Raw genomic sequence first — 25,578 nt, 5'->3', positions numbered from 1 at the left:
CCCAGAGGTGGATATCCTTCACTCAGAAAAATCCTGTTTGTAAAAGTCTGTTGCTTCTTCTTGCTTACTGGAAGCAGCAGTTGGTTCAGTTCCTTCAGCGAAGGCCTGGCGCAGGATGTTCTTGGTAGAAGCATTTGCAAGCTTGCCAGTTTCACTGTCAATATTTGCAAATACGATACCATCTGGTACAGGGAAAGTCACATGAGGAAGTCCTTCATGGGCGGCTTTCATGTAATCTACCCAGATTGGCAATGCAGAGCGGCCACCGACCTCGCCCTTACCCAGACTTTTTTCTTTGTCAAAACCCACCCAGACGCCAGTGGCAACTTGAGGTGTGTAACCAATAAACCACGCGTCATAGTAGTTGTTCGTTGAACCGGTTTTGCCGGCAACTTCGCGACCCAAGGCGCGAGCACGAGCACCGGTACCATTCTTGTCTTCAACCACACCACGAAGAAGCGATGTCATCACAAATGCCGTGGTTGGTTTGATCAGTTGCTCTGGATCCTGGAAGAAAAGATTTTCAGCCAGGGCCGCCTTCTTTGGCTCTTTCTTTTTGAACTCTTCCAATTTTGCAGGATCAGCCATCAAAGCCAGGTACTCCTTACGACGATTTTCAAAATCATCTTCGTAAGGTTTCATTTCTCTTTCGAAGCGTGCATCCAGTGAAACATTCTCAAGAATGGTTTTTCCATCGGCATCAGCCACTTTATGGATCAAAAGTGGGCGAGTGCGTTTACCCAAGCGACCCAGTTCAGAGAATGCTTTTGTCATTTCATACAAAGTCACGCTCGAGGAACCCAAAACCAAAGTGAAGTCAGGATTCAGCGGACTGAAGATTCCCAGACGGCGGGAGTACTCAGTGGCCCAAGGAACTCCAACATCTTCGATCACTTTAACGGCTGGAATATTCAAAGATTGCGATAAAGCATTTCGTACGATGATGTCACCGCCAAAACTTTTTGAGTGATTCGCGGGCTTCCAAACTTTGGAATCCTTCGAATCGCCCTGACCCTCTTCATCACCAGTTGAGCCTTCATACACCAATGGGGCATCCATGATAGGCGTTGCGGGATTGTAGCCTTTGTCCATCGCAGATGCGTAGACAATGGATTTGAATGAAGAACCGGTTTGACGAGGAGCTTGAATAGCACGGTTGAATTCGCTTCTTGCGAAGTTCACGCCGCCAACCATTGCTAGAACGTCTTGTGAATCCTGATCCAATGAAATCAAAGCGCCTTCAACAAGTGGCTCCTGATCAAGTTCCAAATCAACATACTTATTGAAATCCGGAAGATTCAAAGGTGCAGCACCTTTTTTAGGAGCGATCGTTCTTGTCGGAGAGAACTTGTCGCCGACAATCTTAACAAGGATAACGTCGCCTTTTTTAAGTGCTTCGGATGGTTTCTTGATTGTCGCCAGGTCGTAGCGTTTTTCAGAGTCCGGCTTACGAGCCCAAGTCATTGAGTCGATGTCGATCAAACCCTGGGAGTCCGCAAATTTTACGTAAACCAAACCAGAAGTGTCATCCACATTTGAAACCACACCCTGAACGGTGTCGTTAATTTTAATGTAAGAAGGCAGCAAGGGGTGCTCCTTTGCGGCTTTCGTGTCGATGGGAGCAATCAGGTCTGCATATTTGCCATCGGGTTGGATGATTCTTTCCGGTGTCGAATCGCCAATTAATTTCGTTCTGTTCTCGGTGATGAATGCTTCAATATCTGAATCCGAAGAGATGTTCTTGATAGGACCACGGTAACCCTGGCGTTTATCAAGTCCTTTAAGACCTGCCATCACTGAATCCTGAGCGGCAAGTTGTTGCTTCAAATCCAATGCTGTATAGATTCTAAGTCCTTTATCCAAAACCATGTTTTCGCCCAGTTGTGCAACCAACATTTGGCGAACGGTTTCAAGATAGAAAGGAGCATACTCTTCGTAGTTTTCGCGAACATAAACTTTAACAGGCTCTTGAATTGCTTTTTCGGCTTGTTCCTGAGTGATGAAACCCACTTCTGCCATACGACGCAAAACGTAGATCTGTCTTTCTTTGGCGCGAGATGGATTGCGAATTGGATTGTAAGCACTTGGTGCTGTCGGCAAGCCGGCAAGAATAGCCATTTCCGGCAAAGTCAGTTTGTTCACTGGTTTGCGATAATAAGTTTGCGCTGCTTGCTCGACGCCGTACGCGCCTTGGCCGAAGTAAATCTGGTTCAGGTAAAGGAAAAGAATATCTTCTTTGGAAAGATTTTTTTCCATATCAATTGCCAACAGGATATCGCTTAATTTACGAGTCAAAGTTTTCTCAGAGGAAAGCATCATGGTTTTTGCAACCTGCTGAGTGATCGTTGAACCACCTTGTACGGAACGACCGGCTCTTAAGTTCGCCAAGGCCGCGCGGAAGATCGCTTGTGGGTTGATGCCCTTATGTTGGAAGAACTGATCGTCCTCTGCGGCAAGGAATGAGTTCACCAAATCTTTTGGAATTTTGTCGTAGGGAACCAAGGTTCGGCGCTTGCGAAAGAACTCACCGATCTTTTTTCCGTTGCGATCATAAACTTGGCTTACAAGTTCAGGTTTGTAATCTTGAACCGTAATAATTTGCGGAAGATTGGACTTAACAGTTTGATAAGCAAGTACGGCGCCGACAACACCAAGGATACATAGGGCGACGAATGCCAGGATGATTTTTTTTAACACTGTAAGGGGCTCCTTTAACGAAGCCCCATTCTAGCAGTGTGTTACATGAGGGTCCAGAGATACTGGTCCGAGGGCTAGCTTCTGCCGCCCTGTTGACTTGAATTGCCGCGATTGTTTTTCATACTGCCACAAGCGGAGTCAACCCAGCTTTGAAGTTCTTCAATTTGCTCCTGCTTATCAGCCATTTCGCCAGAAATCGCGGAAGCAGTCGTGGTTGTCCCAGACGGAGGTTCAACACCAAGTCGTGAAATCTGAGTATTCAAACGATTGATCTTCTCGCCGTACTGAGTTGTTTTTGTGGCAATTGTCTGAAGTTTTTGTTCCAACTTTTGTTTGGCTGCCGTCATTTTGTTCTGAATATTCTGCATGAGTTTAGTCAGATTCTGTTCGGCTTCTTGCTCTTCAGTGGTGGCTTGATTCTGAATTTCAGTCATTTGAGAACCGGCCAGATCCAGGCTGTCCTGAACGCGAGTCATCTTGTCCTGAACTTTCTTGATCTCATTATCCAGGGTTTCTTCTTCCTGTTTTTTAGACTCTAAAAGTGCCTGACGCTTTTGTGCGTAAACGGTCATGCAATCATTCCAGATTGCAATCAGATCCTGTTTTTGACGTTTTGCTTTTGAGATCATTGTTCCAGAAGAAAGACCACTCAAAGAGCTGTCTTTCGCCATTTGGGTTTTTTGGTCATTAACAGCTTTTAAGCAGCCTCGTTTCGCAGAAGCTTCCGTTAAAGAGATCAGTTGCAAAGCCTTGTCGCGCTGGGCAGTAATCACTTTGCCACGAAGATCCAAAAGCTGAGTTCCCAATTCATCCAACGAGTCTTTGGAATCATTTTGTGCTTTTTGGAACTCTGCAATCCGGTCGCGTTTTTGATCAGCAAGATCACGCTTCTTTTGTTGGAGGTCTTCTTGGGCCTTATTCAGGTCTTCCTGAAGATCGGCGATCTCCTTATTGAAATCTTCCTGAATTTCCGCTTTTTCGTCAGAAAGAGCAGCCAAATCCTCTTCAGTTTTATCAAGATCATCAGTGTATTTATCTTTTTTGCTGAAGTAGTCTTGGAAAGTATACTGCGGGCAACCATTGCTGCCGCCGGATTGGCCCATCACGCCCAATGCAGTTCCCAAGGCATTATCGGAGCCAATTGCTGTGGCAGCAGTTGAATAAAGATTCAAAGATCCGTCTGCTCCCGCAGCGCTGCTGCAAGATGCAACTTTTTCTGTACAGCCGGCACCCGCGCCAGCGTCTCTGCAGAGCTTAGTCAAATCGTTCTTCGCATCACGAAGATCGTCTTGGTATTCCTTGCAGACATAACGGTTATTATCCCAGTTGCCGCTGTTGTTATTGTTATTACTATTATTATTGTTGTTGTTGTTGTTATTGTTATTGCTGCTGTTATTAGAGGAATTGTTTGAGGATTCGCTTTGTGCCCAAACTGCGGATGTCATCAATGTGATTAGGGTGAAAACTATTTTAACAGCTGTATATTTGCTGAACTGTCTATTTGTACTCATTTGATTTCCCCCTGATGTTAAATAACGGCTGCAATTGCAGTACCAATTATCGTCACTTTCAGGGGGAAAGTTTACGCCTCAATTTGAAACACTAGACGTTCATCGAGGGCGCTCTGCCGGACAAGGAAGGCCCTGCTTGCAGGCTTCCACAAGCCGAGCATTTTCTTGCTGCGATAGGAATATTCGTCAGGCACTCAGGACAAGCTTTTGTATCGGCAGGTTTTGCCTCGTCTTTGCGTAGACGATTTGCGGCTTTCACAATCATAAAGATCGCAAATGCCACGATAACAAAATCAATAAGCGCATTTATAAAGATGCCATAATTGATAGTCGCGGCACCAGCAGCTTTTGCTGCCGCCAAGGTTGCGTAGGATTCGCCGTTCAGGGCGATGAACATATTTGAAAAGTCGATTTTCCCCATGCCCAAACTTAAAACTGGCATCAAGACATCAGCAACAAAGGAACTCACGATTTTAGTGAACGCGGCACCGATGATGATACCCACGGCCAGATCGATAACATTGCCCCTCATTAAGAAGGTTTTAAATTCTTTCAACATACCCAAAGTCCTTTCTTTAGTACTTTGCGACAAGATTCAAAGTTGTCGTCGTCGTGTTGTATTCTCCCGGAGGAGCGGGTTCGTTTTGATATTGTAGCAGGTAAGCCAGCTTTAAAGAGAACATGGAATTTAACATAGCGTTGATGGATGCCTCTGTATTCACTTGGTAAGCATCAGGGTTCGTCATGTTCGGTAGATACTCGATCCAATATCTGAAAGAAAATTCTTTGTCGATTGCAGTATTGATTTCAGTGTATAAGCGAATCAACTGATCATAAGTGGTTCCAGTGCTGACGTTCTGTTGTTTGGAATAACGATAACCGGCCTCTGTGCTCCAGTTGAAGCTGTCGCCTTTAACCAACCAGTATTTTAAACCGATGTCCGTAGAGTCACGTTGCACATACCCTGCATAAGGGTCACTTTCATACTTTTGCGACACGAACATACCCAAATAATCTGTGAATTCACGGTCATAACGAACACCAAAGTTCCAGTTTTTTGTGCTTTCAACATCGTTGGCCTCAGTGCGGATATATTGACCAAACATGCTGTAAATATTTTTGTCTTGTTGATAAGCAGCTTTGCCTTTTGCTGCCCAGTTTTCTGAATTGGAGTTCCCAGTTACCATGATGGCGCCGGCTTCAGCTTCACCTTTGAAAGGTGGAGGCGGAGCTTCCTGGGCATGTGCGACCAAGGACATGGTTGTAACTGCTGAGATCAATAGAACTGAAACGAACTTCATAATATACCTCCATAGACATTAAGTATTGGTCTTGCCTGAAGAGTCAAAACACCGTGCATATAAAAATTTGATGAGAAAGTAATGAAACTTTGTTAAATTGAACATCGAGGTTTGTTGGAATGCAAAAAGGCTTTAATTCAGATATCACAGTTCGCGGACAAAAATATCACGTGCAAACAGAAGATTGGGGCATGGCGAATCCATTTCTGGTGAGCAGAATTTTTTGCAACGGTGCGGTTCTGAAAACCATCAAAACTCCGCATGAACGAGTACTGCAATTGGGCTCGAATCAACCGACCGAAGCGATCAAACAGGCCCTTCATCGTCAACACTCCACGATCATTGATACTCTGATGGCTGGGGGAATGCCTTAAAAGGCAAATCCTCGACTTCTGGCGAGTATGAATCATGCTCCATCTTTCATAAGATAGAGAGATGATTGAATTCTCTCACGTCTATAAAACATATCCGGGACCTGTGCATGCCCTGAAGAACGTCGATTTAAAGATCGATCAGGGTGAATTTGTTTTTTTAACAGGTCCAAGCGGAGCAGGTAAGACAACTCTATTTAAAATGATTTCTGCGTATGACTTGGCCACTTCCGGAGAAGTGAAAGTTGCAGGATATGATCTGGGGGAGATTCGTGATGGTCAGGTGCCGTTCTTTCGCAGGAAAATCGGCGTGATTTTTCAGGATTTCAAATTGCTTAAGGACCGGACATTGTTCGAAAACGTGGCGCTTCCACTGCAAATTCGTGGCGATAAAGCACCGGCAATTCAAAGAAAAGTTTACGATGTATTGGAGCAAGTGGGACTTGCCCATAAGCACGATCAATATCCTGATTTCGTATCAGGGGGAGAGCAGCAAAGAACGGCGATTGCACGTGCGATCGTTCATCAGCCGGGAGTTCTTATTGCCGATGAACCCACGGGAAATCTGGATCCGCGCTTAAGTGAAGAGATCATGGATCTGCTGGAGCGGGTTTGCTCCCAGGGGACGACCGTTTTTGTTGCGACCCATGATCATGAAATGGTGAAGCGTCGTTTGAAACGCACTCTTGAGCTTAAGGAAGGAATGATTGTGGGGGATAGCAAGTGAGACCTCCGCAAAAAAATCTGGCACTGAAGCTATCGACTTTAATTGTGGTTACTGCATGTTTTGTGGTTATGGGAGCTGCGGCTCTTTTGTCGCAGAACTTCAAAAACATTCTGACCCATTGGGGCGAGGATGTTCAGCTGACTGTCTATTTGTCATCGGATATTTCCGAAGCAGGCCAACAGGAATTGGAAGCTTACTTTAATTCCCAAAAAGATATCGGCGACTTTGCTCTGGTAACCCAGGAAAAGGCCCTGACGGATTTTCGTGCTCAATTGGCAAGTTATGCTCCAGATATCAGCCAGGATGAAGAACTTCTGAAAATGATTCCCTCAAGCTATCAGGTTAAATTGAAATCTGATGTTTCAACTGAAGAACAAAGCAGGACATTGCAGGCGATCTCGGCGGACCTGAAGAACCGGTCCGGTGTGGATGATGTAAGCTTTGGGCAGGATTGGGTTGAAAAGTACGGAGCGTTTGTATCCGCAATCAACTTGTCATTGAACCTGGTTGGTTTTGTTGTTTTGATTGCCTCCATTTTTGTTATGTCCAATGCAATTCGTGCCTCGATTCAGGTACACCGTGATGAAATTGTCGTTCTGGAAATGATTGGCGCGACTTCATCAATGATCCGCAAACCGTTTCTTAAAGAAGGGGCTTTGCTGGGTTTTGTTTCATCCTCGATGGCGATTTTGATCTGTCTGGGAATGTATTCAGTTGGAAAAACTGTAGTGAACGGTCGTCTAAGCTTCTTAAGACTGGGCGAGCAATTGAGTTTCATTTCTCCGGCAATGATTGCCGCGATGATAATCGGCGGAACATTACTGGGAGCGTTTGGCTCCTACCTTTGTGTCAGACGAATTAATGATGGCTATGCGGCCGCAAGTCAGAGGGCTTAGGATTTGAAAAGATCGATGGCCCTTGGGGCATTTGCAATTTTGCTTACTGTTTCCGCAGCTCATGCCGCCACGGCTGTTGGTGCGTCTGCGGAAAAGGCTGATGAAATTAGCAAAGACATCGAGTTCACAAAGCAGAAGCTTGCGGATGCCGAACAAAAGCAGCGACAGGTCCTGTCTGGACTGTACGAAATCAATAAACGAATCAAGAAAACAGTTACTGAGCGTGGGACGTTATCCCAGCAGCGCTCAATACTGGAAGTTAATATTAAGAACCTGACGGATAAAGTGGATGAGCTGGATTCAAAAGCGAAGCTTCAGCGAGCTCAGCTGGCGGAGCGCTTAAAGGCCATCTATAAATTGGGTGGACAACCGCTGGCGCGTTTCATTCTGAATGCGGATAGCTCTGTTTCCATGGATCGCAATCTGAAAATTTTAGGAATTGTTGCCCAAAGAGATTTGGAGTTGATTAAAGGATACAGGCATGACGTCCAGGACCTTCAGAATAAAAGGAAGTCCCTGGCGCAGCGTCTGGAGAATCTGAAATCCGTCGAAGCGCGAATTTCCACTCAGGAAACCAAGCTCGTAGCTGAGCAAAACTTAAAAAACAAACTTCTAAATGGTATTCGCAAGTCGAAAATGTTCGCTGAAAACAAAATCAGCGCGCTTAGAGAGAAATCTGAGCAGTTCAACGTGGAAGATGCGGGTGTTTTTGATGCCTTATTTAAAGCATCATTCATGGATTCCAAAGGTGAGCTACCTCGACCCTTGGAAGGTGTCGTAACTCAAAAATTTGGACTTATTAAAGCAAAGGATCACCCTTACACTTTAAACAGCAAGGGTATTTTTATTTCGGCGGCAACCGGAAGTGCGATTAAGTCAGTTTTTGCTGGAAAAGCTGCCTATGTTGGTGAACTTCCTGGATTTGGAAATACTTTAATTGTCGATCATGGTGATCACTATTATTCTGTCTATTCTCATGCCGGTGAAATCAAAGTGACAACCGGGGATGAAATTACTCAATCCCAGATCGTTGCCACCTCAGGTGATGCCTCCGCAGATTTGCCTGCTGGAATGTATTTTGAGATTAGACATTTTTCGGAACCCTACGACCCGCAACAGTGGATGAAAGGACTCTAACCACATGCAAAGTATTAAACGCTACTGGAAAACTTATATTCTCGGGGGCATTCTGCTTCTGACAATCTTTGCAATGGCTGAAACCGGTTTTCAAGTCCGTGCATTCGCTCAGGATCGCTACGCTGATCTGCAAAACTTCAGTAAAGTGTTGAATCTGATTCAACAGTACTACGTTGAAGAAACAGATACCAAAAAGCTCGTCTATGGTGCGATCAAAGGGATGCTGCGCGAGTTGGATCCCCATACAAACTTTATGCCGCCTGAAATCTTCAAGGATTTTGAAACTGAAACCAGCGGTGAGTTCGGTGGTTTGGGTATCGAGATCTCAAATCAGAATGGAATTCTGACAATCATTTCTCCAATTGAAGATGCTCCAGCTTGGCAGGCGGGTATCAAGGCTGGGGATAAAGTTATTGCTATCGATGGCAACAGCACCAAAGGTATGAGTTTGGTTGAGGCTTCTCAGTTCATGCGCGGTAAAAAAGGCACTAAAATTGTTTTGCGTGTAGTGCGTGAAAAAGAAGAAAAGCCACGCGATATCACGATCACTCGTGGTGTGGTGAAAATCAAATCCGTGAAATACACCGATATGGGTGACGGCTTTGCGTATGTACGTATCACAAGCTTTATTGAAAACACCTCCAAAGATTTGGAAAGTGCGATCCAGGCCCATGTTAAAGCCAATGGCAAACTTAACGGTATGTTGATCGACCTGCGCAGAAATCCGGGTGGTTTGTTGGATCAGGCAGTTAAAGTCAGCGACATGTTCCTGAAAGAAGGCGTGATAGTTTCAACGATCGGTCGTAACAAAGCTGAAAAAGAAGTGGCGATGGCCACGAAAAAAGGCAAGTACACGGATGTTCCACTTGTGATCCTGGTTAATGAATACACAGCCAGCGCCAGTGAGATCGTTTCCGGAGCACTTCAGGATAACAAGCGAGCTTTGATCGTGGGTGAACGCACGTTCGGTAAAGGTTCTGTTCAGTCAGTTATTAAATTAGGTGACGGTTCCGGCTTAAAACTTACGGTTGCGCGGTACTACACACCAAGTGGTACTTCGATCCAGGCGGAAGGCATCCATCCTGACGTTGAAATCGAAGACATCGATCCAGAAACTTTCGCGAAATCTATCCAGAAGCAAGAAACCACTCGCGAGGGTGATATTGCTGGTCACTTGAAAGGTGATAAGGAAAAAGCTGCCGAAAAGCTGGATGTTAAAAAGGGTGCTGAAGAAGGTGCTTTGGCTTGGTGGAAGGACGTTGGGTCGAAAAAAGAAGAAAAGCTGTCGCCTCGCGACAACATCTTGAAGAAAGATTATCAAGCATATCAGGCATTTAGCTATCTTAAGGCGTGGAATACCATGAAGGGTTTGACGCGCTAGTTATTGATTCCGAAAAATAGGGGCCTTACTCTACCGCAACTTCTAACGGGTGGAGGGGCCTCCTTGTTTAAGAATATACTCATATTATTATGCGTCAGCATATCAGCGATCGGAGCAGCAAATGCCGCCGATGCCGTGGGTTTTTCGTCAGGCTCCCAATTCAAAGCAACTCCCATTGAAGGCCAAGTCCACGTAACCTGCGAAGGTTTCAATGGCGGAGGCGCTGCCACATTTACGTGCAGAGATGTTGTTCTGGATCCTTCCTCATTTGATTATTTTGTAGGTCCACGTGATTCCAGAGCGGTTCGCTATGAACTTCGCAATATCCGTGAAGACGGTTCGGTGCGGACGAAAGAAGATGACTACAGCGGTTCCCAAGGTCGCAGTGTAGAGACAATCAATCTTTGGATCTCAACTATTTTTCAGAAGCCGTTGTTGGCTTCCGGTAAAAACAAAATCAGCTATGCTGTTTACGCTTCCAGCAATCGTGAGCCCCTAAGCCACGGGGAGTTCACAATCAACGTAGCTCGCAACTCTTCCAGAGTTTGCCCGACGACTCACTACAATTCCGCAGATGTTAACGACTGCAGCAGCCAATACTCCGTCTGCCAGCGTTACTTCCAACAATTCAATAACTGCCGCTAAAGGTACGGACACACTTTCTCCACCTTGCCAGCCATCATGTTTAGCACTGAAAAGTAAGTAAAGCTTTGGATATTCACCGTCTTCTTTTATCATTCTTGTTTCAGGAGAGATGAAAATGAGAAAGCTACTTTTTATATCACTATTTGTTCTATCTGCATGTGCCTCTCAATCAAAAAAAACTGAGGCACAAACCGAACCTATGAAAGGTTTCGATGCTGAGTTAACTCAATTCACATATCCATTCCCGGTTTCATTCTATTCTTTCCGAGCGCAAGGTCAGGATTTGAAAATGGCCTACATGGATGTGTCCCCTGATAAGGGCTCCGACAAAGTCATTGTTCTTTTCCATGGAAAAAACTTTTCCGGTTACTACTTCGAAGATATGGCGAAAGTTTTGGTGGGTAAGGGCTACCGTGTGATCATGATCGATCAAATCGGATTTGGAAAATCCACTAAACCAGCGGAGTTTCAATATTCTCTGCATGCGCTATCATCGTATTCAAAAATGCTGATGGATAATCTTAAAATAGAAAAGTATCAGCTGCTGGGCCACTCCATGGGAGGTATGCTCGCGGCACGATATGCATTGATGTATCCAGATAACGTAACAAAACTTTTCATGATTAACCCATTGGGGCTTGAAGATTGGAAAACTCTGACAACCTATAAAAGCGTTGATCAACTTTACGACGGGGAGCTTGCCAACAACATCGACAAGGTTAAGAAGTACCAACTTGATCACTACTACGATAATAAATGGAAGGCAGAGTACGACAAGTATTTGATTCCGGCGAAGGGTTGGTTTGACGGCCCTGATTACGCACGCATTGCATGGACCTCCGCTCTAACTTCGGAGGCGATCTTTACTCAGCCGGTATACTATGAATTCAAAAATCTGAAAATGCCGACTGTGTTGGTGGTAGGAACCAAAGATACCACAGCCATCGGAAAAGCCTGGGCCCCAGAGGAAAACAAAAAGAAATTGGGCAACTACCCAAAAATGTCCAAAGACGTAATCAGTAAAATAAAAAAAGGAAAGTTGATCTCACTACCAGGAATGGGCCACACCCCATTCATCGAAGACCCAGCCAAATTCTGGAAAGCCGTTAATCTTTAAAAGGTCGCGCCAGAGGCAAGGACACACTTTCTCCATGACTGAAGTGCACTTCTGAATGTACTTCAGTCTATTCGAATCCGGTCTGCAATTTTAAAATCTGTTCTTTTTAAAGCCCTATTAATTGCAAGATATCGTTCCGCTTCAAAATCAATATTTAGCCAATTACTGCGATCGTTAGGCATGGTAGCGAACCACTCATTTTCGGGAGACAACTCAATCCCAGGTGTATTTAATGTAGAGAATCGATAGTCCTCTACGTGATTTGCCAGTCCTGCTTTAATGGGGTTGCGAAGTATATACTTGTAAACCGATGCAAAGCTTTCGGGTTCTTTCACAAGTGTTGGCTTGTAGGGACCACCAAATACGTGATTTATTCGGCCTGCTTTTTTGTTTATTGCCTTGCTAACAGTTTTTTGAAGGTAGTTCATTGTCTCGCCAAGGGTAAACTTATCCGAACACTGGACAAGCATGTGGTAATGATTGTCCATTAGAACGAAAGCATAAATATTCAACCCGTATTTCTGCTGAGTTTTTTTGATAGCGTCCTGAAAGATGTACCAACATTCTTTAATGGGTAAATAAAACCATTCCTTATTATTTGATCGAGCCATGACGTGGTACGGGAGTTCGTGAGTGTAAAGGACTTTCTTTCTTGCCATGATATAGAAATTTGCAAGATTGGTACTAAACGTTAACACAACCGAAGTGATTTATGGAGAAAGTGTGTCCGTACCTTGGAGGCTTCGTACCTTGGAGGCTTGGCGGTGAGGCGGGAAATAAAAAAAGGCTCTCTTGCGAGAGCCTTTGATGGAGAAAGTGTGTCCTTGCCTCTGGCGCGACCTTTTGACGATTAGTTTTGTTCGTCTTTGAAGGTGCCGGCTGGAACTTCTTTAACTTTGATAGTTTTGTTCAAGAAGTTGATCACTTTTTCTTCAGTGATTTGGTAAGTCAAACGGCTTGATTGCTCTGGGCGACCGTAGAATTCTTTGATACGGGAAACTTCGATGCCAGTTTGTTTAGCGTATTCTTCGAATTTCGCATCAACGTCTTCTTTTTTCGCGAATAGATCGTGTTTTTTCGCAATAGCATCAACCAAGAATGATGATTGGATCATCTCAGTTGCTGTGTTTGTGAAGTCAGCATCCCATTTTTGAACGTAAGAACCGAAGTCCGCTTCGCCCATGCCTTGGTCAGCCATACGTTTTTTGAAGTCTTCAACCAATGAAGCTTTTTGCTCTTTCAACAAAGAAGGAGGAACTTCAACTGGGTTTTCTTTTACAAGAGTTTTCAAAGTGCGGTTTTTGAAGCCGTCTTCGATACGTTTTTTGTCGTTTTGCTCAAGGTCTTCTTGAATAGTTTTTTTCAAGTCAGCCAAAGACTCTGGACCACCTAGAGTTTTGATGAACTCATCGTTCAACTCAGGCAATACTTTTGCTTTGATTTCTTTCAAAGTAACTTTGAACTCAACTGGCTTACCAGCAAGCTCTGCAGAGTGGTATGGATCTGGGAATTTCAAAGTAAGAGTTTTCTTCTCGCCTTTTTTCATTCCAACGATACCGTCTTCGAATCCTTCGATGAACTGGTTGGCACCCAACTCTAGGTTGTGGTCTACGCCAGCGCCGTTTTCAAGAGGTGCGCCACCGATGAAGCCTTCGAAATCGATAACTGCCGTGTCGCTTTTTTTAGCGGCGCGATCTTCAGTTACTGTTTCGAAAGTCGCGCGTGAAGAGCGGATGTTTTCCAACACTTGATCAACTTTTTTTGCGTCGAATTCGAAAGCTTCTTTTTCAACTTCCAAACCTTCGTATTTTTTCAAAGTGATTTCTGGGCGAACATCAAAAGCTGCAGAGAAAGAGAAATCTTTGTCAGCAGCTGGATCAGCAAACTCAAATTCTGGGTAGCTGATAGGATCAAGTTTGTGCTCTTCCAACGCTTGCGCGTAGTGTTTTTGAACTAGGTCTTGAACGACGTCTTGTTTTACACGGTCGCCATAGATGGATTTGATTGTGTTCAAAGGAGCTTTACCTTTACGGAAGCCTTTGATTTCCACGTCTTTTTGAATGCTGCTGAACACTTTGTTGAAAGATGCTGCCACAACTGCAGCTGGAATTTCGATATTCATCTTTCTTGAAAGGTTAGAAACCTTTTCTACGTTTGATTTCATGCGATTACTCCTACATGTTAAAAGCCGTCGGATAGTAGGTTATGCCCGCTCTGAAGGCACCTTGTAATGCCATGCGTAATGCCTATATTTCGAAGCTCAGAGACACTTTAAATATCTATGCAGCAAGAGATTCACTTTGTGACGGGAAAAGGGGGCGTTGGTAAGTCGGTTATAGCCGCGGCGCTCGCTTTGAAATTAAGTCGTCAGGGTAAAAAGGTTCTTTTAGTGGAACTGGGAGATCAAAGTTTCTTTAAGGATTTCTTTGACTTAGCTGACGTCGGTTTTCAGCCCGTTGAAATTAAGCCGCAACTGTCCGTAGCTCTGTGGACCGGAGAGGCCTGTCTGCGTGAATATGCCCAATACCTGATCAAAGTGGAAAGTCTTGCGAAATTGTTCTTCGATAATGCCGTGATGAAGGCTTTCATAAACATCGCACCTGGTTTGCCGGAGCTTGCGATGCTGGGAAAAATCACTTCGGGTCCACGCAAGTACGGTCCACCGATGAATTTTGATTGTCTGGTGGTGGATGCATTTGCGACGGGGCACTTCAAGGCACTGTTGGCGGCACCCAGCGGAATGGCGCAAGCCGTGCAGATTGGTCCGATGGGGGAGCAAAGTCGCAGCATCATTCGCGTACTTCGTGATCAGAGCATCACGAAGTATCACATCGTCTCGTTGCCCGAGGAATTGCCTCTGAAAGAATCCACAGAGCTTTCTGAATATTTGAAAAACGAATTCTCTGTAGAGCCGAGTCTGGTCATGAACAAAGTTCTGGATGTGAACATTCCACTGTCTTCCCTAAAAAACGCCGAGACTCAGACAAGTTCTGATTTGGGATTGTTTGCCCAGTATCTGGAGCAACAACTGGATCGCCAGCAGTCCATGTTTAAACAGGCAGGCACAAACTTTAAAACAATCGTTAAAGTTCCGTTGTTTTTTGAAACTGATCCTTGGAAGCTTGTGGAAAAAGCCGTGGAGAAAATCCCATGAGTCGCGACTTGCTGAAAGATACCAAAGTATTGGTCTGTGTTGGCAGTGGCGGCGTCGGAAAAACCACGGTGGCAGCGGCTGTTGGCGTGTTGGCAGCAAAAGAAGGTAAAAAAGTTCTGGTACTGACAATCGATCCGGCAAAGCGCCTGGCTCAGACTTTGGGAATCGAAGGCACGAATGACATCACCAAAGTTCCCGGTCAGAATTTCAAGGGAGAGCTGTACGCCTCCGTCATCGATCACAAAAAAACCTTCGATGAATTTGTGGAAAGAGCCGCGCAAAAATCAGAGGCTGTTCGCAGAATTTTTGAGAACAGTCTTTATAAGCAACTGTCGACAAGCTTAAGTGGCTCGCAGGAATTCACGTCTCTTGAAAAACTGTACTCGGTCTATGAATCTGGAAAATTTGATTTGATCATCCTGGATACTCCGCCGACCAAGCATGCGCTGGATTTTCTGAAAGCTCCGCAAAAACTGGCAACATTGTTCAGCGAGGGAGTTGCCAAGTGGTTCCGGGACCCTGAGGGAAAAAAGTCCGGAATTTTCGGTCACCTGATTCAAGCGGGCACACGCCAGGTTTTGAAAGTTTTGGAAACGCTGACCGGCTCGCAATTCATTCGCGAGTTGGGTGATTTCTTTATCAATATTGAACAGTGGCAGGGGAAGCTTTTGCAAAGAACAACGGAAGTTCAGCGAATGCTCGTGGCCCCGACGACAAGATTTTTCCTGGTGACCAGTTTTGATCAGGCAAAATTAAAGGAAGCCGAGTTTTTCTCCCGTGAAATCCGTAAGGGCGGGTACAACTTAGACACGGTGATTTTGAACCGCGTTTTCCCTCATTGGCTGGACCTCCGGGTAGGTTATGAAGGCGGGACCGCGGAGCAAGGGCTTGTGGACTTGTACATGCAAATGAAGACCTATTACAATCATAGGGATGCGATCTATCGACTTTTTGAAAAGAAGATGTCGCGCGATGCCCGTGTTTTGAGAATTCCTGACTTGGTCAAGGATGTCTCGGATCTTTCGGGTCTGGAAGAAATCAGCGCCCTCATTACTGAGGAGGAGAAGGTTCCATGAATAAAGTGATCAGCCTGTTTGTTCTTTTCGCGTTAACGGGTTGTAGCTTTTTTCAAATGAATCGCAGCGAGGAAGGGGCTTTGCAAAATCAGCGCCTTCTGGAAGAACGCGATATTAAAACCGCTCAAGATACTTTGAGTGCTGGGAATTACCCGGAAGCCTTCAAACAATTCAAACTATTTCAACAAACTTATCCGGTTTCTTCTTACACGCAGGCTTCCCGCATTGGCGAAGGTCAGGCGCTTGAGGGACAGGGCAAGTGGACCGAGGCTGCCGCCATCTATCGTGACGTGACTTTGAAAACCAGAAACCTTCAACCTGACATCTCGGCACTGGCCAGCTATCGCATGTCGTTTTGTGAAGAGGCCCTGGGTGATGATCAAAAGGCGGTGGCAAGTCTTCTGGATGCAAGAAGTCTGCGCAACACTCTGCCTATGACTGTCGCTTATGCGGAGATTCCAGCAAGGCTTGCGGCGGCTTACAGTCGTATGGGCCGGGAGAAAGAGGCCGTTCAATATTTGAACGAAGCTGAAAAAGGCATTGCAAAAATTCGCGCCGAAGCGGACCCCGCAACACTTGAAAAAGACTGGTTGGCAAAAACCTATTTTCAGATGGGCAGCTCCTCCACAAACCAGCTTTCTGCGGAAAACTTTGATTCTTTCATAAACTCTCAGAATCTGATGCAGATCTATCTGATCAAAACCATAGAGTTGAATGACAACAAATGGTCGGCGAAAGCTGTAAAGCAACTGAATGCAACCTACAATGAAATGTACCTGCAAGTGGAGTCAGTTCAGCAAAACCCAAGTCAACAAGCTCATTTGGGGGGCGCATTAGTTCATTTAATTGATCGAGCAGAATTATATAAGCCGATCACTGGACAAACTCTGAATAGTTATCAGATTGAATTTTTCACATTAGCCAATGATGTGCGCAATAAAACAGAAAGACTTCTGTATCAGGGCCATGAAACCATGGGTCTGACGGAGGAGTCTAAAAGACTTAACAGCATTAAAAGATCCGGACGAACAAAAGCAGATGCTTTGTTGCCGGGCGAGGAAAGTTCTTCTATAAAAGCACTTCCCCAAAAAAAGGTCGCTCCGGGTACGGATCCGAATTTGTAGTTAAGATTTTAAGGAGAAATAATGGCGAAGCTCACCCTTCACAAACAAACAATCGCCAATATGAACGAGATTTGTGCTTGGTTCACGGCCAAGTCAAATGAATACCAGTACCCGATCTACTCAAGTTATGACATCAGGGACTCGGGATATAAAATCACCAATGTTGATGCAAATATTTTTCCTGCGGGATTTAACAATATTTGTCCAACGGACAAAGAGACATCAGTGTCTCTTATGAATAAGTACATCACCCAACACTACGGTGATAAAATCAAAAAAGTTCTTCTGGTGACCGAAGAGCACACCAACAATGCCTTTTATTGGGAAAATGTATTCACGATCAAGTCATTAATCGAAGCTTCCAGTATTGAAGTGCGTGTGGCGATTCCCCGAGAGCTGCCAGAGCCTTTGCAAATCACAAGCTCAGCAGGAAACGAGATCACTCTCTACTCCGCACTGATGAGCGGCACTTTGATGAAGGACTACAATCCGGATTTAATCATCAGCAATAATGACTTTTCCATGGCCTATGAAGAATGGGCGGAAACTGTTGTGCAATTCCCAATGAATCCGCCTCGTGAGTTGGGATGGTATCAACGTAAAAAAAGCACGTACTTCAAATACTATAATCAGCTTGTTGCAGAATTCAGTGCGATTGCCAAAATCGATCCATTTCTGATGAATGTGGAAACTGAATTGTTTGAGCACTTTGATATTGGCGATGAAAAAAGTCGTGACGAACTTGCCGCCCGTGTGGATGCGATGCTGGCCCGGTTGAAAGGTGAGTATCAAAAGCGCGGAATTAACCAAGAGCCATTTGTATTCGTAAAAAATAATGCCGGAACTTACGGTCTGGCAGTTATTCGCGTGGGTTCTGGAGCCGAAGTTAAAGAGTGGAGTTATAAATCACGTAAAAAAATGAAAGCGGCCAAGGGTGGTCGTGACGTTGAAGAAGTGATTATTCAGGAAGGAATTCCCTCCATCGTTGAAGCAGACGGAGCAAGTGCGGAGCCGGTTATTTACATGATCGGGTCAGATCTTGCCGGTGGATTCTTAAGAACGCATTCCGAGAAAAGCTCCACTGAAAGTCTGAACAGCCCAGGTGCAGTTTATAAGCGACTTTGCGTTTCTGATCTTGCGATCAACACACCGGGATGCCCTCAGGAAAACGTCTATGGTTGGACCGCTAAATTGGGATTATTGGCCATCGCCCATGAGGCTCGCGAGCTGCATGCCCAATTCAAGGGCTACACTTAATCAGCGTCAGTTTCTGCCACCTGTCTTATATTTAGACAGGTGGTGTTCCATCAACAATCACGTATTTAATATGAGTCGGGAACGGGCTTTGCTGGATGGCTGCTGAATACAGAATTCAGGAGGCTCCAATGAACCTTTTCAAACTTAATTTTCGCACGGTCGGTCTTACTTTGGCGGGGTTGATGGTCTCCGTGGTTTCCCATGCGGGAATGGTTTCTGGGACTATCGGGGTTTCGTTGACCATCATTGATATGGCTCAAATGACGTCCGAAGGCTTCTCTTCAAATCCTACAGATTATACCGGTGGTCGTTATATCAGTGCCCTTACCAGTGCCAATGACGGCGAAAGAGTTGGAATCTATTTGAATGGTCAACAAGTGGCTTCAGCGATCTCCAATAAAGGTGTCATCAACTTTCAGCTAAATGCAAAAGACGCCAGCAGTATCGATGTTAAACTTAAATCCAAAGGGCGCGATGTTCAGGTTATCCACGCTGCCTACCGTTCCAGACAGAATGCACCGGTTCCGCAGATGGTTCTGGACCCGCAAATTCGCCAAATGCAGGTGGGTGGTCAAACTATGAACGTGCAAAGCGTGATCATTACCTACTAGACGATAGACCTGCGTAGCCACTTTAATTTCCAAGTCGCGCCCGAGCCCATGCTATCCTGCATATAAGAGGAAACGATATGCAAAAATATGTGGGAGTCTTCGGGCTTTTCTTTGTCTGCTTTGTGGCAGGCTATGCTTTGGTTTACAACAATACAGAAATCCAAACAATCAGTCGTGACCCGGCAGCCGTTCGTTCTAACTTTGATTTCTCGCATCTGTCTGGTGAAAATCTGCAAGAAGCCGTCAAACAACGTTTGGTAAGTGGTTTTGAATTAAAGAAGGCACCTGGAGCATCCGGTTTGTCTTTGGGTCATTTTGTTTTCGTTGATCAATACGGTCAAAAAAAACTGGCTTGTCAGGAGTTCGCCAAAGTCAGCTTTGTCTTTGAAGCGGAAGGCGTTTCTGTTTCTGGTGATAAGCCGTCCATGGAAGTGGAAGGATCCTGCGAATTCTCTTCGGACATGGCCAAGATCAATCCTCTGTGGGTTCCTGTTGCAAAAATTCTTGGTGAGAGCCCTGCCGATGGTGAATTTCAATTCAACGGTGAAGGTGCGGTGACCGTAAGATTTGCCAACCTTCCTGATCATTGGCCAAAAACGTGGCTTCTTAAAACGGTTCGCATGAAGAATGTCAATTCTGCCGATTTGGTTATTGAAAGCAATGAAGTTGCGCGCTACCTGGGTCATCCAGTGGTGGTTAATTTCTAGAGCTGATTTTCGGGCACAAACAAAGACATCAATGATGCCTTCACTCTCTGCCACCATGTGGTTTCCGGTTCAGAGGTGAAGGTTTTTTTATGCCCATCTTCGTAGGTGTTCCAAGTGAGTTTACCCTTTTCATTAAGCCCCAATCGGTAGGCGATCTCCGGCAGATTCTCCTGAAACTGAGAAACAAACTTCTCGGCCATTTCGGGGCTGTCGATGATCACTCCCATTTCTGAATTTAGAAATACCGAACGGGGATCCAGATTCATTGAACCCACTAAAATGGTCTTTCGATCAAAAACCAATGTTTTGCCATGCAGACCTGCGTGTGAGGAGCTGGAGCCCATCGTGCGTTTTCGCTTTGTCAGGTTCTGATGATCGTGGGGTTTTAACTCGTAAAGTGTGACTCCGTTCTTAATCAACTTTTTGCGATAACCCTTATATCCCGAAAACACGGCAGCGACATCGCCAGAGGCCAATGAGTTTGTTAATACAATGACATTGGTTCCCGCTTGAATTTTCTTCTTAAGAAAATCAACGCCGGTGTCTCCGGGAACAAAGTAAGGCGAGATCATGAATACTTCCTGCCGGGATTCACGCATGTAAGGTCGAACTTGTGACTGCAGATTGTCTGTTTGTTCGTGGGGTTCCTGGCTGAATTTTTCAGGGGGATCGAAGATCACCTGGGCCGGTGCCCAATTCAAAGGAACATCACCAGTCGCATAGGATCTGCCCATGTTACTTTGATAAAGCTGCTGAATATAGCGTGCTTGTGATGCCTGATAGGTATCCCCTTTAAGATTTTCCCTAAAAGTCAGATAATCAAGCTCGGTAGGTTTGATGTTGGAAGTAAGGGATTCAATCGGGAAAGCAATGTCCGTGTTCCAATAAGTATCAAATTCATTGGCAAGACCGGAGACCACCGGCCCAATGCACCACATATCCAGATCCCCGAAGTTCATCTCGTTGCTGGCCCAGAAATATTCGTCACCGATATTTCTTCCGCCAACGATGGCGATCTCGTTGTCAGCGATAAAAACTTTGTTATGCATGCGTCGGTCGATTTTTCCCAGCCTGAATATGTCCATAAAGCGCAGACTGCGATGGGCGAATGGATTCGCCATGCGTACCTCAATGTGGGGATGCATCGACAACATGCGAAGCCTTTTTTCATGTTGGCCTAAATTTAAATCATCCAAAAGGATTCGCACTCGAACGCCACGATCCGCGGCTTTTAGAACTTCATCGACAAGAATGGTGCCGGTTAGATCATTGTTCCAGATGTAGTACTGCAGATCCAATGATCGCTCCGCAGTTCGCATGCCTGCCAAGCGCGAGATAAAAGCGTCCTCGCCGTTAAATAAAGCGTTAAATCCTGACTCTCCGTTGTGTGCGGCAAGTTTGGCTTTAATATTTTTCGAGATGGTCGTGGTGGGGTCGGCGGGGATCGAGTAGCTGGGTGTTCTTTCAACATTCTTGGGCAGCGAGGCACATGCTATCGGCATAAAGGATAACATCAATAGTGAAAGGAGTTTCAGAGACTTCCCCATATATGAATTATCGAATTGAACGAATGGGGCATGATAGGTCTAATGGCAAAAAACAAAAGGCCCTGGGATTACCAGAGCCTTTGATGTTTTATTGGAATCAGATCGCAATTAAACGTATTGTTTTGCAACTTCAACGAAAGTGCGAATCATCGCGCCAGAAGCACCTTTTTTAGGAGCGTATGGCAAACGATTGCCCACAGCCCAGCCAGTGCCCGCGATATCAAAGTGCGCCCATGGGATGTCTTCACCAACGAACTGCTCAAGGAATGCTGCTGCTGTTGCAGAGCCAGCACCTTTCCCAGAAGAGATGTTGGAAAGATCAGCGTAAACGCCTTTCATGTCCTTCAAGTGGAAATCAGTCAAAGGCATGTTCCAAACCCACTCGCCAGATTGTACTGCAGCTTTTTCAATTTTGTTTTTCAAAGCAGAGTTACGAGTGAAGTAACCAGTGTGAGTGTTGCCCAAAGCAACAACCATTGCGCCAGTTAGAGTGGCAGCATCACAGATTACTTGTGGTTTAAGTTCAGTAGCATAAGACAATGCGTCTGCAAGGATCAAACGGCCTTCAGCATCTGTGTTGTTCACTTCGAACGTTTTACCGTTACGAGCTGTGTGAACGTCACCTGGCTTGGTCGCAGAACCGTTGATCAAGTTTTCAGTGGAAGCCACCAAGCCAACTGCGTTTACTTTCAACTTCAATTGAGCAATCGCCAGCAAAGTACCGATTACGTTTGCGCCACCGCACATGTCGTATTTCATTTCTTCCATACCTGCGCCCGGCTTAATAGAGATACCACCGCAGTCGAAAGTCAGACCTTTACCAACGAAGCAAACTGGCTTTTTAGCAGCAGCTGCGCCTTTGTATTCCATGATGATGAAACGTGGCTCTTGATCAGAACCAGCAGCAACACCAAGAAGGCCGCCCATTTTTTCTTTTTTGATACGAGCTTTATCCCAAACTGTTACTTTCAAGTTTGCGATACCCTTAGCTGCTGCCACTGCAGAGTCAGCCAGGATTGTCGGAGTCATCAAGTTACCTGGCATATCACCAAGGCGACGAGAGAAGTTAACGACATTTGCCAAAACTGAACCTTCGTGGAAAGCTGCTTTAACAGCTTTGTCAGCAGCAAGTTTTGTTACGATGTGAACATTCAACTCGTCTTCAGCTTTTTTCGGTTTAGTAGTGGATTTAAGTTCGTCGAATACGTAGGAAGTCAAAACCAGACCTTCTGCGACAGCTTTAACGAAGTCAGCAGTATCTTTTTTAGAAGTCGTGATGCCATCGAAATGAATAGCAGCTTCCTTAACATTCAAAGCTTTGATGGCTTCAAGAGCAGAAGCGATGGATTGGCGAACGGATTCGTGTGTGATCTCGTTTTCTTTACCCAGACCGACAACAATAAGATGACGGTAGCCGCTGATGTTGTATTCACGGAAAGTGATAGCTTCCTGATGTTTACCAGTAATGGTTTTTTCAGAGATAGAATCAACCAGCTGTTTGTTCAGCTCATTATGAGTCACTTTCGCAAGCTTGTCTTTTTGTGATGAAGACTTTGAAAACACGACCAAAGCCGGGCAAGTCAAAGTATCAATATCTTTGTTCAGTAAGTTAAAAGCCATAGTTAAACCTCTTAAAATGATTGTGTAATTCGGCTTTGTTAGATGTAACATAGCACTCCTAGGGGTCAAAGGCTTTTTCATAAAGTCTTGCTGGAGTATTCCGATAGGTAGCACAGCATAAGACCTTTAAATTCCTTCGGCGTTGGCCGGGGGTAGACAACATTAGGAGACATCAGTGCCACTCATTCCTTACGTCATAGAGCAAACTTCAAAAGGTGAAAGATCATACGACATCTACTCTCGCCTTCTAAAAGACCGTATTATCATCCTGGGCTCGGCGGTGACTGACGAAGTAGCCAATGCACTTATTGCCCAATTCCTATTCCTTGAATCCGATAACCCGGAAAAGCCTATCCATTTGTACATCAATTCCCCAGGGGGCAGTGTGTCTGCCGGTATGGCGATTTACGACATGATGCAGTTCGTGAAGTGCGATGTGGCGACATATTGCATGGGAATGGCGGCATCAATGGGTTCCCTGCTTTTGACAGCGGGTACCAAAGGTATGCGTTATAGTCTGCCAAATACACGTATCATGATCCATCAACCTCTTCTTTCAGGTGGTGGTTTGTCTGGTCAGGTGACGGACATCGAAATTCATGCGCGCGAGCTCCTACGAACCAAGGAAAAATTGACTCGAATTTATGAAACTCACACTGGCAAGGACTATGAATTCCTAAGACAGCAAATGGAAAGGGACAATTTCATGGACCCTTACCAAGCTAAAGAATTCGGTTTGCTTGACCACGTTGTAGAATCTCGTAAGGCGAAAAAAGGGTAATCAGAGATGACGACTAAAGACACCAACGGCGCATTGAGATGCAGTTTCTGCGGTAAAGGCCAAAAAGAAGTTAAAAAACTTATTGCTGGTCCTGGCGTATATATCTGCGATGAGTGTATTGACCTGTGCAACGACATCATCGACGAGGAAAAAGAGAAAGAGACAGCGGTAAAAGGCACCTTCAAGGTACCAAAACCGTCTGACATCAAAACCTACCTTGATGATTACGTGATCGGCCAAACTCAAGCCAAGAAAACTTTGGCAGTTGCAGTTCACAATCACTACAAGCGTGTGAACGCTATGTCTGGTGGTAAAAAATCCACTGACGTGGAAATGCAAAAATCCAACATCCTTTTGATCGGACCAACGGGTTCCGGTAAAACATTGTTGGCGCAAACAATTGCAAAAATCCTTAATGTTCCATTCGCTATGGCGGATGCAACGACATTGACTGAAGCAGGTTACGTGGGTGAAGACGTTGAAAACGTTGTCCTGAATCTACTTCAAGCTTCTGACTACGACGTGGAAAAAGCCCAAAAAGGCGTTATCTACGTGGACGAGATCGATAAAATCTCCCGTAAGTCAGAAAATCCATCCATCACTCGTGACGTATCGGGTGAGGGTGTGCAACAGGCCCTTCTGAAAATCCTGGAAGGTACAGTTGCAAATCTGCCTCCGAAAGGTGGTCGTAAGCATCCACAACAGGAATTCATCCAGGTGGATACGACGAACATTTTGTTTATCGTGGGTGGTGCATTCGTTGGTTTGGATAAAATCATCGAAAACAGAACGACAAATAAAACATTGGGTATCGCTGCGGAAATCCGCACGGCATCTGAATTTGCACAATCTGACTTGCTTGCGAAAGTGGAGCCGGATGACTTGTCCAAGTTCGGTTTGATCCCAGAGTTCATCGGTCGTCTACCGGCGATTGCAGTTCTTGGTCAATTGGATGAAGATGCGTTGATGGATATCCTGGTTCGCCCTAAAAATGCGATCACCAAGCAATACCAAAAACTGTTCTCATTCGAGGGCGTTGACTTGAAATTTACTGACAAAGCTCTTCGTGCCGTGGCGCAAATGGCTTTGAAACGTAAAACAGGTGCCCGTGGTCTGCGTGGCGTGCTGGAGACAGCAATGCTGGATATCATGTACGACGTTCCGTCAAAAGGTAACGTGAAAGAAGTTATCATCGATGAAAACGTTATCAATGATGGCACGGCTCCGATGATGGTTTACAAAACCGACGAGGAAATGAAAGCCGAAGCTGATGCAGCAGAAGCTAAAAAGAAAGATTCAGCTTAGTAAGCTGGCGCTTGCCGAGAATCGATAATCGAAAATCGAAGTGAAAACCCCAGGGAGAAATCTCTGGGGTTTTTGTTTTTCTAGGGTAGTTTGATTACGTAGGCCTTTAGGGTTGCGCCTGGGACCATGGAGGTGGTGGCCGTGACCTTTACGCCCTTTGGCAGATCTTCAAGCTGGGTGTTTTTGTAGTCGATGTTGAAGTCGATTTTCTTGGAGCGATCGTTGGGGCAGGTGAAGACACCTTTGAAGTAGCGGCCATTGTTGTTGCGTATGCCGTATTCGTCATAGAATGATTTATTGGTCACTATGAATGAACCTTGGCAGGTGGCTTCAGTGCGCCCGTCTTTGTGATAGCGGGTGATTTCAAATTCCTTGTTGTTCATGACGTGAAACTTCATATACGCCTTTTGGAACATATAAGATGCTTCGACATTGTAGCGGCCCACAATATTGTCGGCGGTAAGAGGTGTTGCAAAAGCGGGAATACTTCCAGAAACCATCAGTAGCAAAGGTAAAACGAACTTCTTCATTGAGGTCCTCCTTGGTTATTTCGTAGTGTTCTTCTTATACGAAACTTATAAAAGGGGAGCCAAAGTAAATGGAAGAATACGTT

The 25,578-nt window shown here is 45.2% G+C and carries 24 protein-coding genes; 15 read left to right on the top strand and 9 right to left on the bottom strand.

All coding sequences use genetic code 11. From position 1 onward, the window contains the following. Window positions 1-18 precede the first annotated feature (18 nt). The 4 genes from ACLVWR_RS05760 to ACLVWR_RS05745 form a co-directional block, all read right to left on the bottom strand. Window positions 19-2,697: a penicillin-binding protein 1A gene (locus ACLVWR_RS05760; protein ID WP_413582924.1), complete on the bottom strand. Its 2,679-nt coding sequence runs from the start codon at window positions 2,695-2,697 to the stop codon at window positions 19-21. Window positions 2,698-2,771: 74 nt separating this feature from the next. Next, a complete protein-coding gene (locus ACLVWR_RS05755; RefSeq protein ID WP_413582923.1) occupies window positions 2,772-4,208 on the bottom strand; it encodes a hypothetical protein in 1,437 nt (478 codons plus the stop codon). 91 nt (window positions 4,209-4,299) lie between these two features. After that, window positions 4,300-4,767, bottom strand: coding sequence for a large-conductance mechanosensitive channel protein MscL (mscL, locus tag ACLVWR_RS05750; protein ID WP_413582922.1), 468 nt, complete (start codon window positions 4,765-4,767; stop codon window positions 4,300-4,302). Window positions 4,768-4,783: 16 nt separating this feature from the next. Further along, window positions 4,784-5,509 (bottom strand): YdiY family protein, encoded by a 726-nt coding sequence (locus ACLVWR_RS05745; RefSeq protein WP_413582921.1) that lies wholly within the window; start codon window positions 5,507-5,509, stop codon window positions 4,784-4,786. Between the two features lie 119 nt (window positions 5,510-5,628). Here ACLVWR_RS05745 and ACLVWR_RS05740 point away from each other — a divergent pair, with 119 nt between their 5' ends. From ACLVWR_RS05740 to ACLVWR_RS05710, 7 genes are all read left to right on the top strand, one after another. After that, complete coding sequence (locus ACLVWR_RS05740; protein WP_413582920.1) at window positions 5,629-5,883, top strand: hypothetical protein; 255 nt, start codon at window positions 5,629-5,631, stop codon at window positions 5,881-5,883. Between the two features lie 61 nt (window positions 5,884-5,944). Further along, window positions 5,945-6,607, top strand: coding sequence for a cell division ATP-binding protein FtsE (gene ftsE / locus ACLVWR_RS05735; RefSeq protein WP_340598049.1), 663 nt, complete (start codon window positions 5,945-5,947; stop codon window positions 6,605-6,607). Then, the gene (locus ACLVWR_RS05730; protein WP_413582919.1) at window positions 6,604-7,503 is read left to right on the top strand and encodes a cell division protein FtsX; all 900 of its coding nucleotides are present in this window, start codon (window positions 6,604-6,606) and stop codon (window positions 7,501-7,503) included. The genes ftsE and ACLVWR_RS05730 overlap by 4 nt, the downstream gene beginning before the upstream one ends. A 3-nt stretch (window positions 7,504-7,506) precedes the next feature. Next, window positions 7,507-8,640 (top strand): murein hydrolase activator EnvC family protein, encoded by a 1,134-nt coding sequence (locus tag ACLVWR_RS05725; protein ID WP_413582918.1) that lies wholly within the window; start codon window positions 7,507-7,509, stop codon window positions 8,638-8,640. Window positions 8,641-8,644: 4 nt separating this feature from the next. After that, window positions 8,645-10,021: a S41 family peptidase gene (locus ACLVWR_RS05720; protein WP_340598046.1), complete on the top strand. Its 1,377-nt coding sequence runs from the start codon at window positions 8,645-8,647 to the stop codon at window positions 10,019-10,021. Between the two features lie 63 nt (window positions 10,022-10,084). Further along, window positions 10,085-10,666 (top strand): hypothetical protein, encoded by a 582-nt coding sequence (locus ACLVWR_RS05715; RefSeq protein WP_413582917.1) that lies wholly within the window; start codon window positions 10,085-10,087, stop codon window positions 10,664-10,666. A 115-nt stretch (window positions 10,667-10,781) separates the two neighbouring features. Beyond that, on the top strand, window positions 10,782-11,783 hold the full coding sequence (locus ACLVWR_RS05710) for an alpha/beta fold hydrolase (protein ID WP_413582916.1): 1,002 nt from the start codon (window positions 10,782-10,784) through the stop codon (window positions 11,781-11,783). A gap of 62 nt (window positions 11,784-11,845) precedes the next feature. On the opposite strand, the gene ACLVWR_RS05705 is transcribed toward ACLVWR_RS05710, so the two are convergent. Further along, a complete protein-coding gene (locus ACLVWR_RS05705) occupies window positions 11,846-12,442 on the bottom strand; it encodes a transposase (RefSeq protein ID WP_413582915.1) in 597 nt (198 codons plus the stop codon). A gap of 191 nt (window positions 12,443-12,633) precedes the next feature. After that, complete coding sequence (gene tig / locus ACLVWR_RS05700) at window positions 12,634-13,947, bottom strand: trigger factor (RefSeq protein ID WP_413582914.1); 1,314 nt, start codon at window positions 13,945-13,947, stop codon at window positions 12,634-12,636. Window positions 13,948-14,064: 117 nt separating this feature from the next. Between tig and ACLVWR_RS05695 the strand changes: the two genes are divergently transcribed. The 6 genes from ACLVWR_RS05695 (at window position 14,065) to ACLVWR_RS05670 (ending at window position 19,712) form a co-directional block, all read left to right on the top strand. Next, on the top strand, window positions 14,065-14,937 hold the full coding sequence (locus ACLVWR_RS05695; RefSeq protein ID WP_413582913.1) for an ArsA family ATPase: 873 nt from the start codon (window positions 14,065-14,067) through the stop codon (window positions 14,935-14,937). Continuing rightward, a complete protein-coding gene (locus ACLVWR_RS05690; protein ID WP_340598041.1) occupies window positions 14,934-16,013 on the top strand; it encodes an ArsA family ATPase in 1,080 nt (359 codons plus the stop codon). The genes ACLVWR_RS05695 and ACLVWR_RS05690 overlap by 4 nt, the downstream gene beginning before the upstream one ends. Further along, complete coding sequence (locus ACLVWR_RS05685; RefSeq protein ID WP_413582912.1) at window positions 16,010-17,137, top strand: hypothetical protein; 1,128 nt, start codon at window positions 16,010-16,012, stop codon at window positions 17,135-17,137. Before ACLVWR_RS05690 ends, ACLVWR_RS05685 begins: the two co-directional genes overlap by 4 nt. Window positions 17,138-17,158: 21 nt before the next feature. Beyond that, complete coding sequence (gene gshA, locus ACLVWR_RS05680) at window positions 17,159-18,394, top strand: glutamate--cysteine ligase (RefSeq protein WP_340598039.1); 1,236 nt, start codon at window positions 17,159-17,161, stop codon at window positions 18,392-18,394. A 128-nt stretch (window positions 18,395-18,522) separates the two neighbouring features. Beyond that, window positions 18,523-19,005 (top strand): hypothetical protein, encoded by a 483-nt coding sequence (locus tag ACLVWR_RS05675; protein WP_413582911.1) that lies wholly within the window; start codon window positions 18,523-18,525, stop codon window positions 19,003-19,005. 77 nt (window positions 19,006-19,082) lie between these two features. Further along, window positions 19,083-19,712, top strand: a complete 630-nt coding sequence (locus ACLVWR_RS05670) for a hypothetical protein (protein ID WP_413582910.1) — start codon at window positions 19,083-19,085, stop codon at window positions 19,710-19,712. On the opposite strand, the gene ACLVWR_RS05665 is transcribed toward ACLVWR_RS05670, so the two are convergent. Then, a complete protein-coding gene (locus ACLVWR_RS05665) occupies window positions 19,709-21,214 on the bottom strand; it encodes a phospholipase D family protein (protein WP_413582909.1) in 1,506 nt (501 codons plus the stop codon). The two genes, ACLVWR_RS05670 and ACLVWR_RS05665, sit on opposite strands and share 4 nt — an antisense overlap. 153 nt (window positions 21,215-21,367) lie before the next feature. Then, entirely contained in the window at window positions 21,368-22,879 is a 1,512-nt protein-coding gene (locus tag ACLVWR_RS05660; protein ID WP_413582908.1) for a leucyl aminopeptidase, read from the bottom strand. Between the two features lie 175 nt (window positions 22,880-23,054). On the opposite strand from ACLVWR_RS05660, the gene ACLVWR_RS05655 reads away from it, so the two are divergent. Both ACLVWR_RS05655 and clpX read left to right on the top strand, forming a co-directional pair. Further along, window positions 23,055-23,660 carry an ATP-dependent Clp protease proteolytic subunit gene (locus tag ACLVWR_RS05655; protein ID WP_340598034.1) on the top strand — a complete coding sequence of 202 codons (606 nt, stop codon included), beginning with the start codon at window positions 23,055-23,057 and terminating at the stop codon, window positions 23,658-23,660. Between the two features lie 6 nt (window positions 23,661-23,666). After that, the gene (gene clpX, locus ACLVWR_RS05650; RefSeq protein WP_413582907.1) at window positions 23,667-24,965 is read left to right on the top strand and encodes an ATP-dependent Clp protease ATP-binding subunit ClpX; all 1,299 of its coding nucleotides are present in this window, start codon (window positions 23,667-23,669) and stop codon (window positions 24,963-24,965) included. An 80-nt stretch (window positions 24,966-25,045) separates the two neighbouring features. Here clpX and ACLVWR_RS05645 read toward each other — a convergent pair whose 3' ends face one another. Continuing rightward, entirely contained in the window at window positions 25,046-25,495 is a 450-nt protein-coding gene (locus ACLVWR_RS05645) for a hypothetical protein (RefSeq protein WP_413582906.1), read from the bottom strand. Window positions 25,496-25,578: the final 83 nt, after the last annotated feature.

Origin of the sequence: Bdellovibrio sp. HCB288, from assembly GCF_047305935.1 — a bacterium.
Classification (GTDB): domain Bacteria; phylum Bdellovibrionota; class Bdellovibrionia; order Bdellovibrionales; family Bdellovibrionaceae; genus Bdellovibrio.
This window is presented reverse-complemented; position numbering and strand designations above follow the sequence as displayed.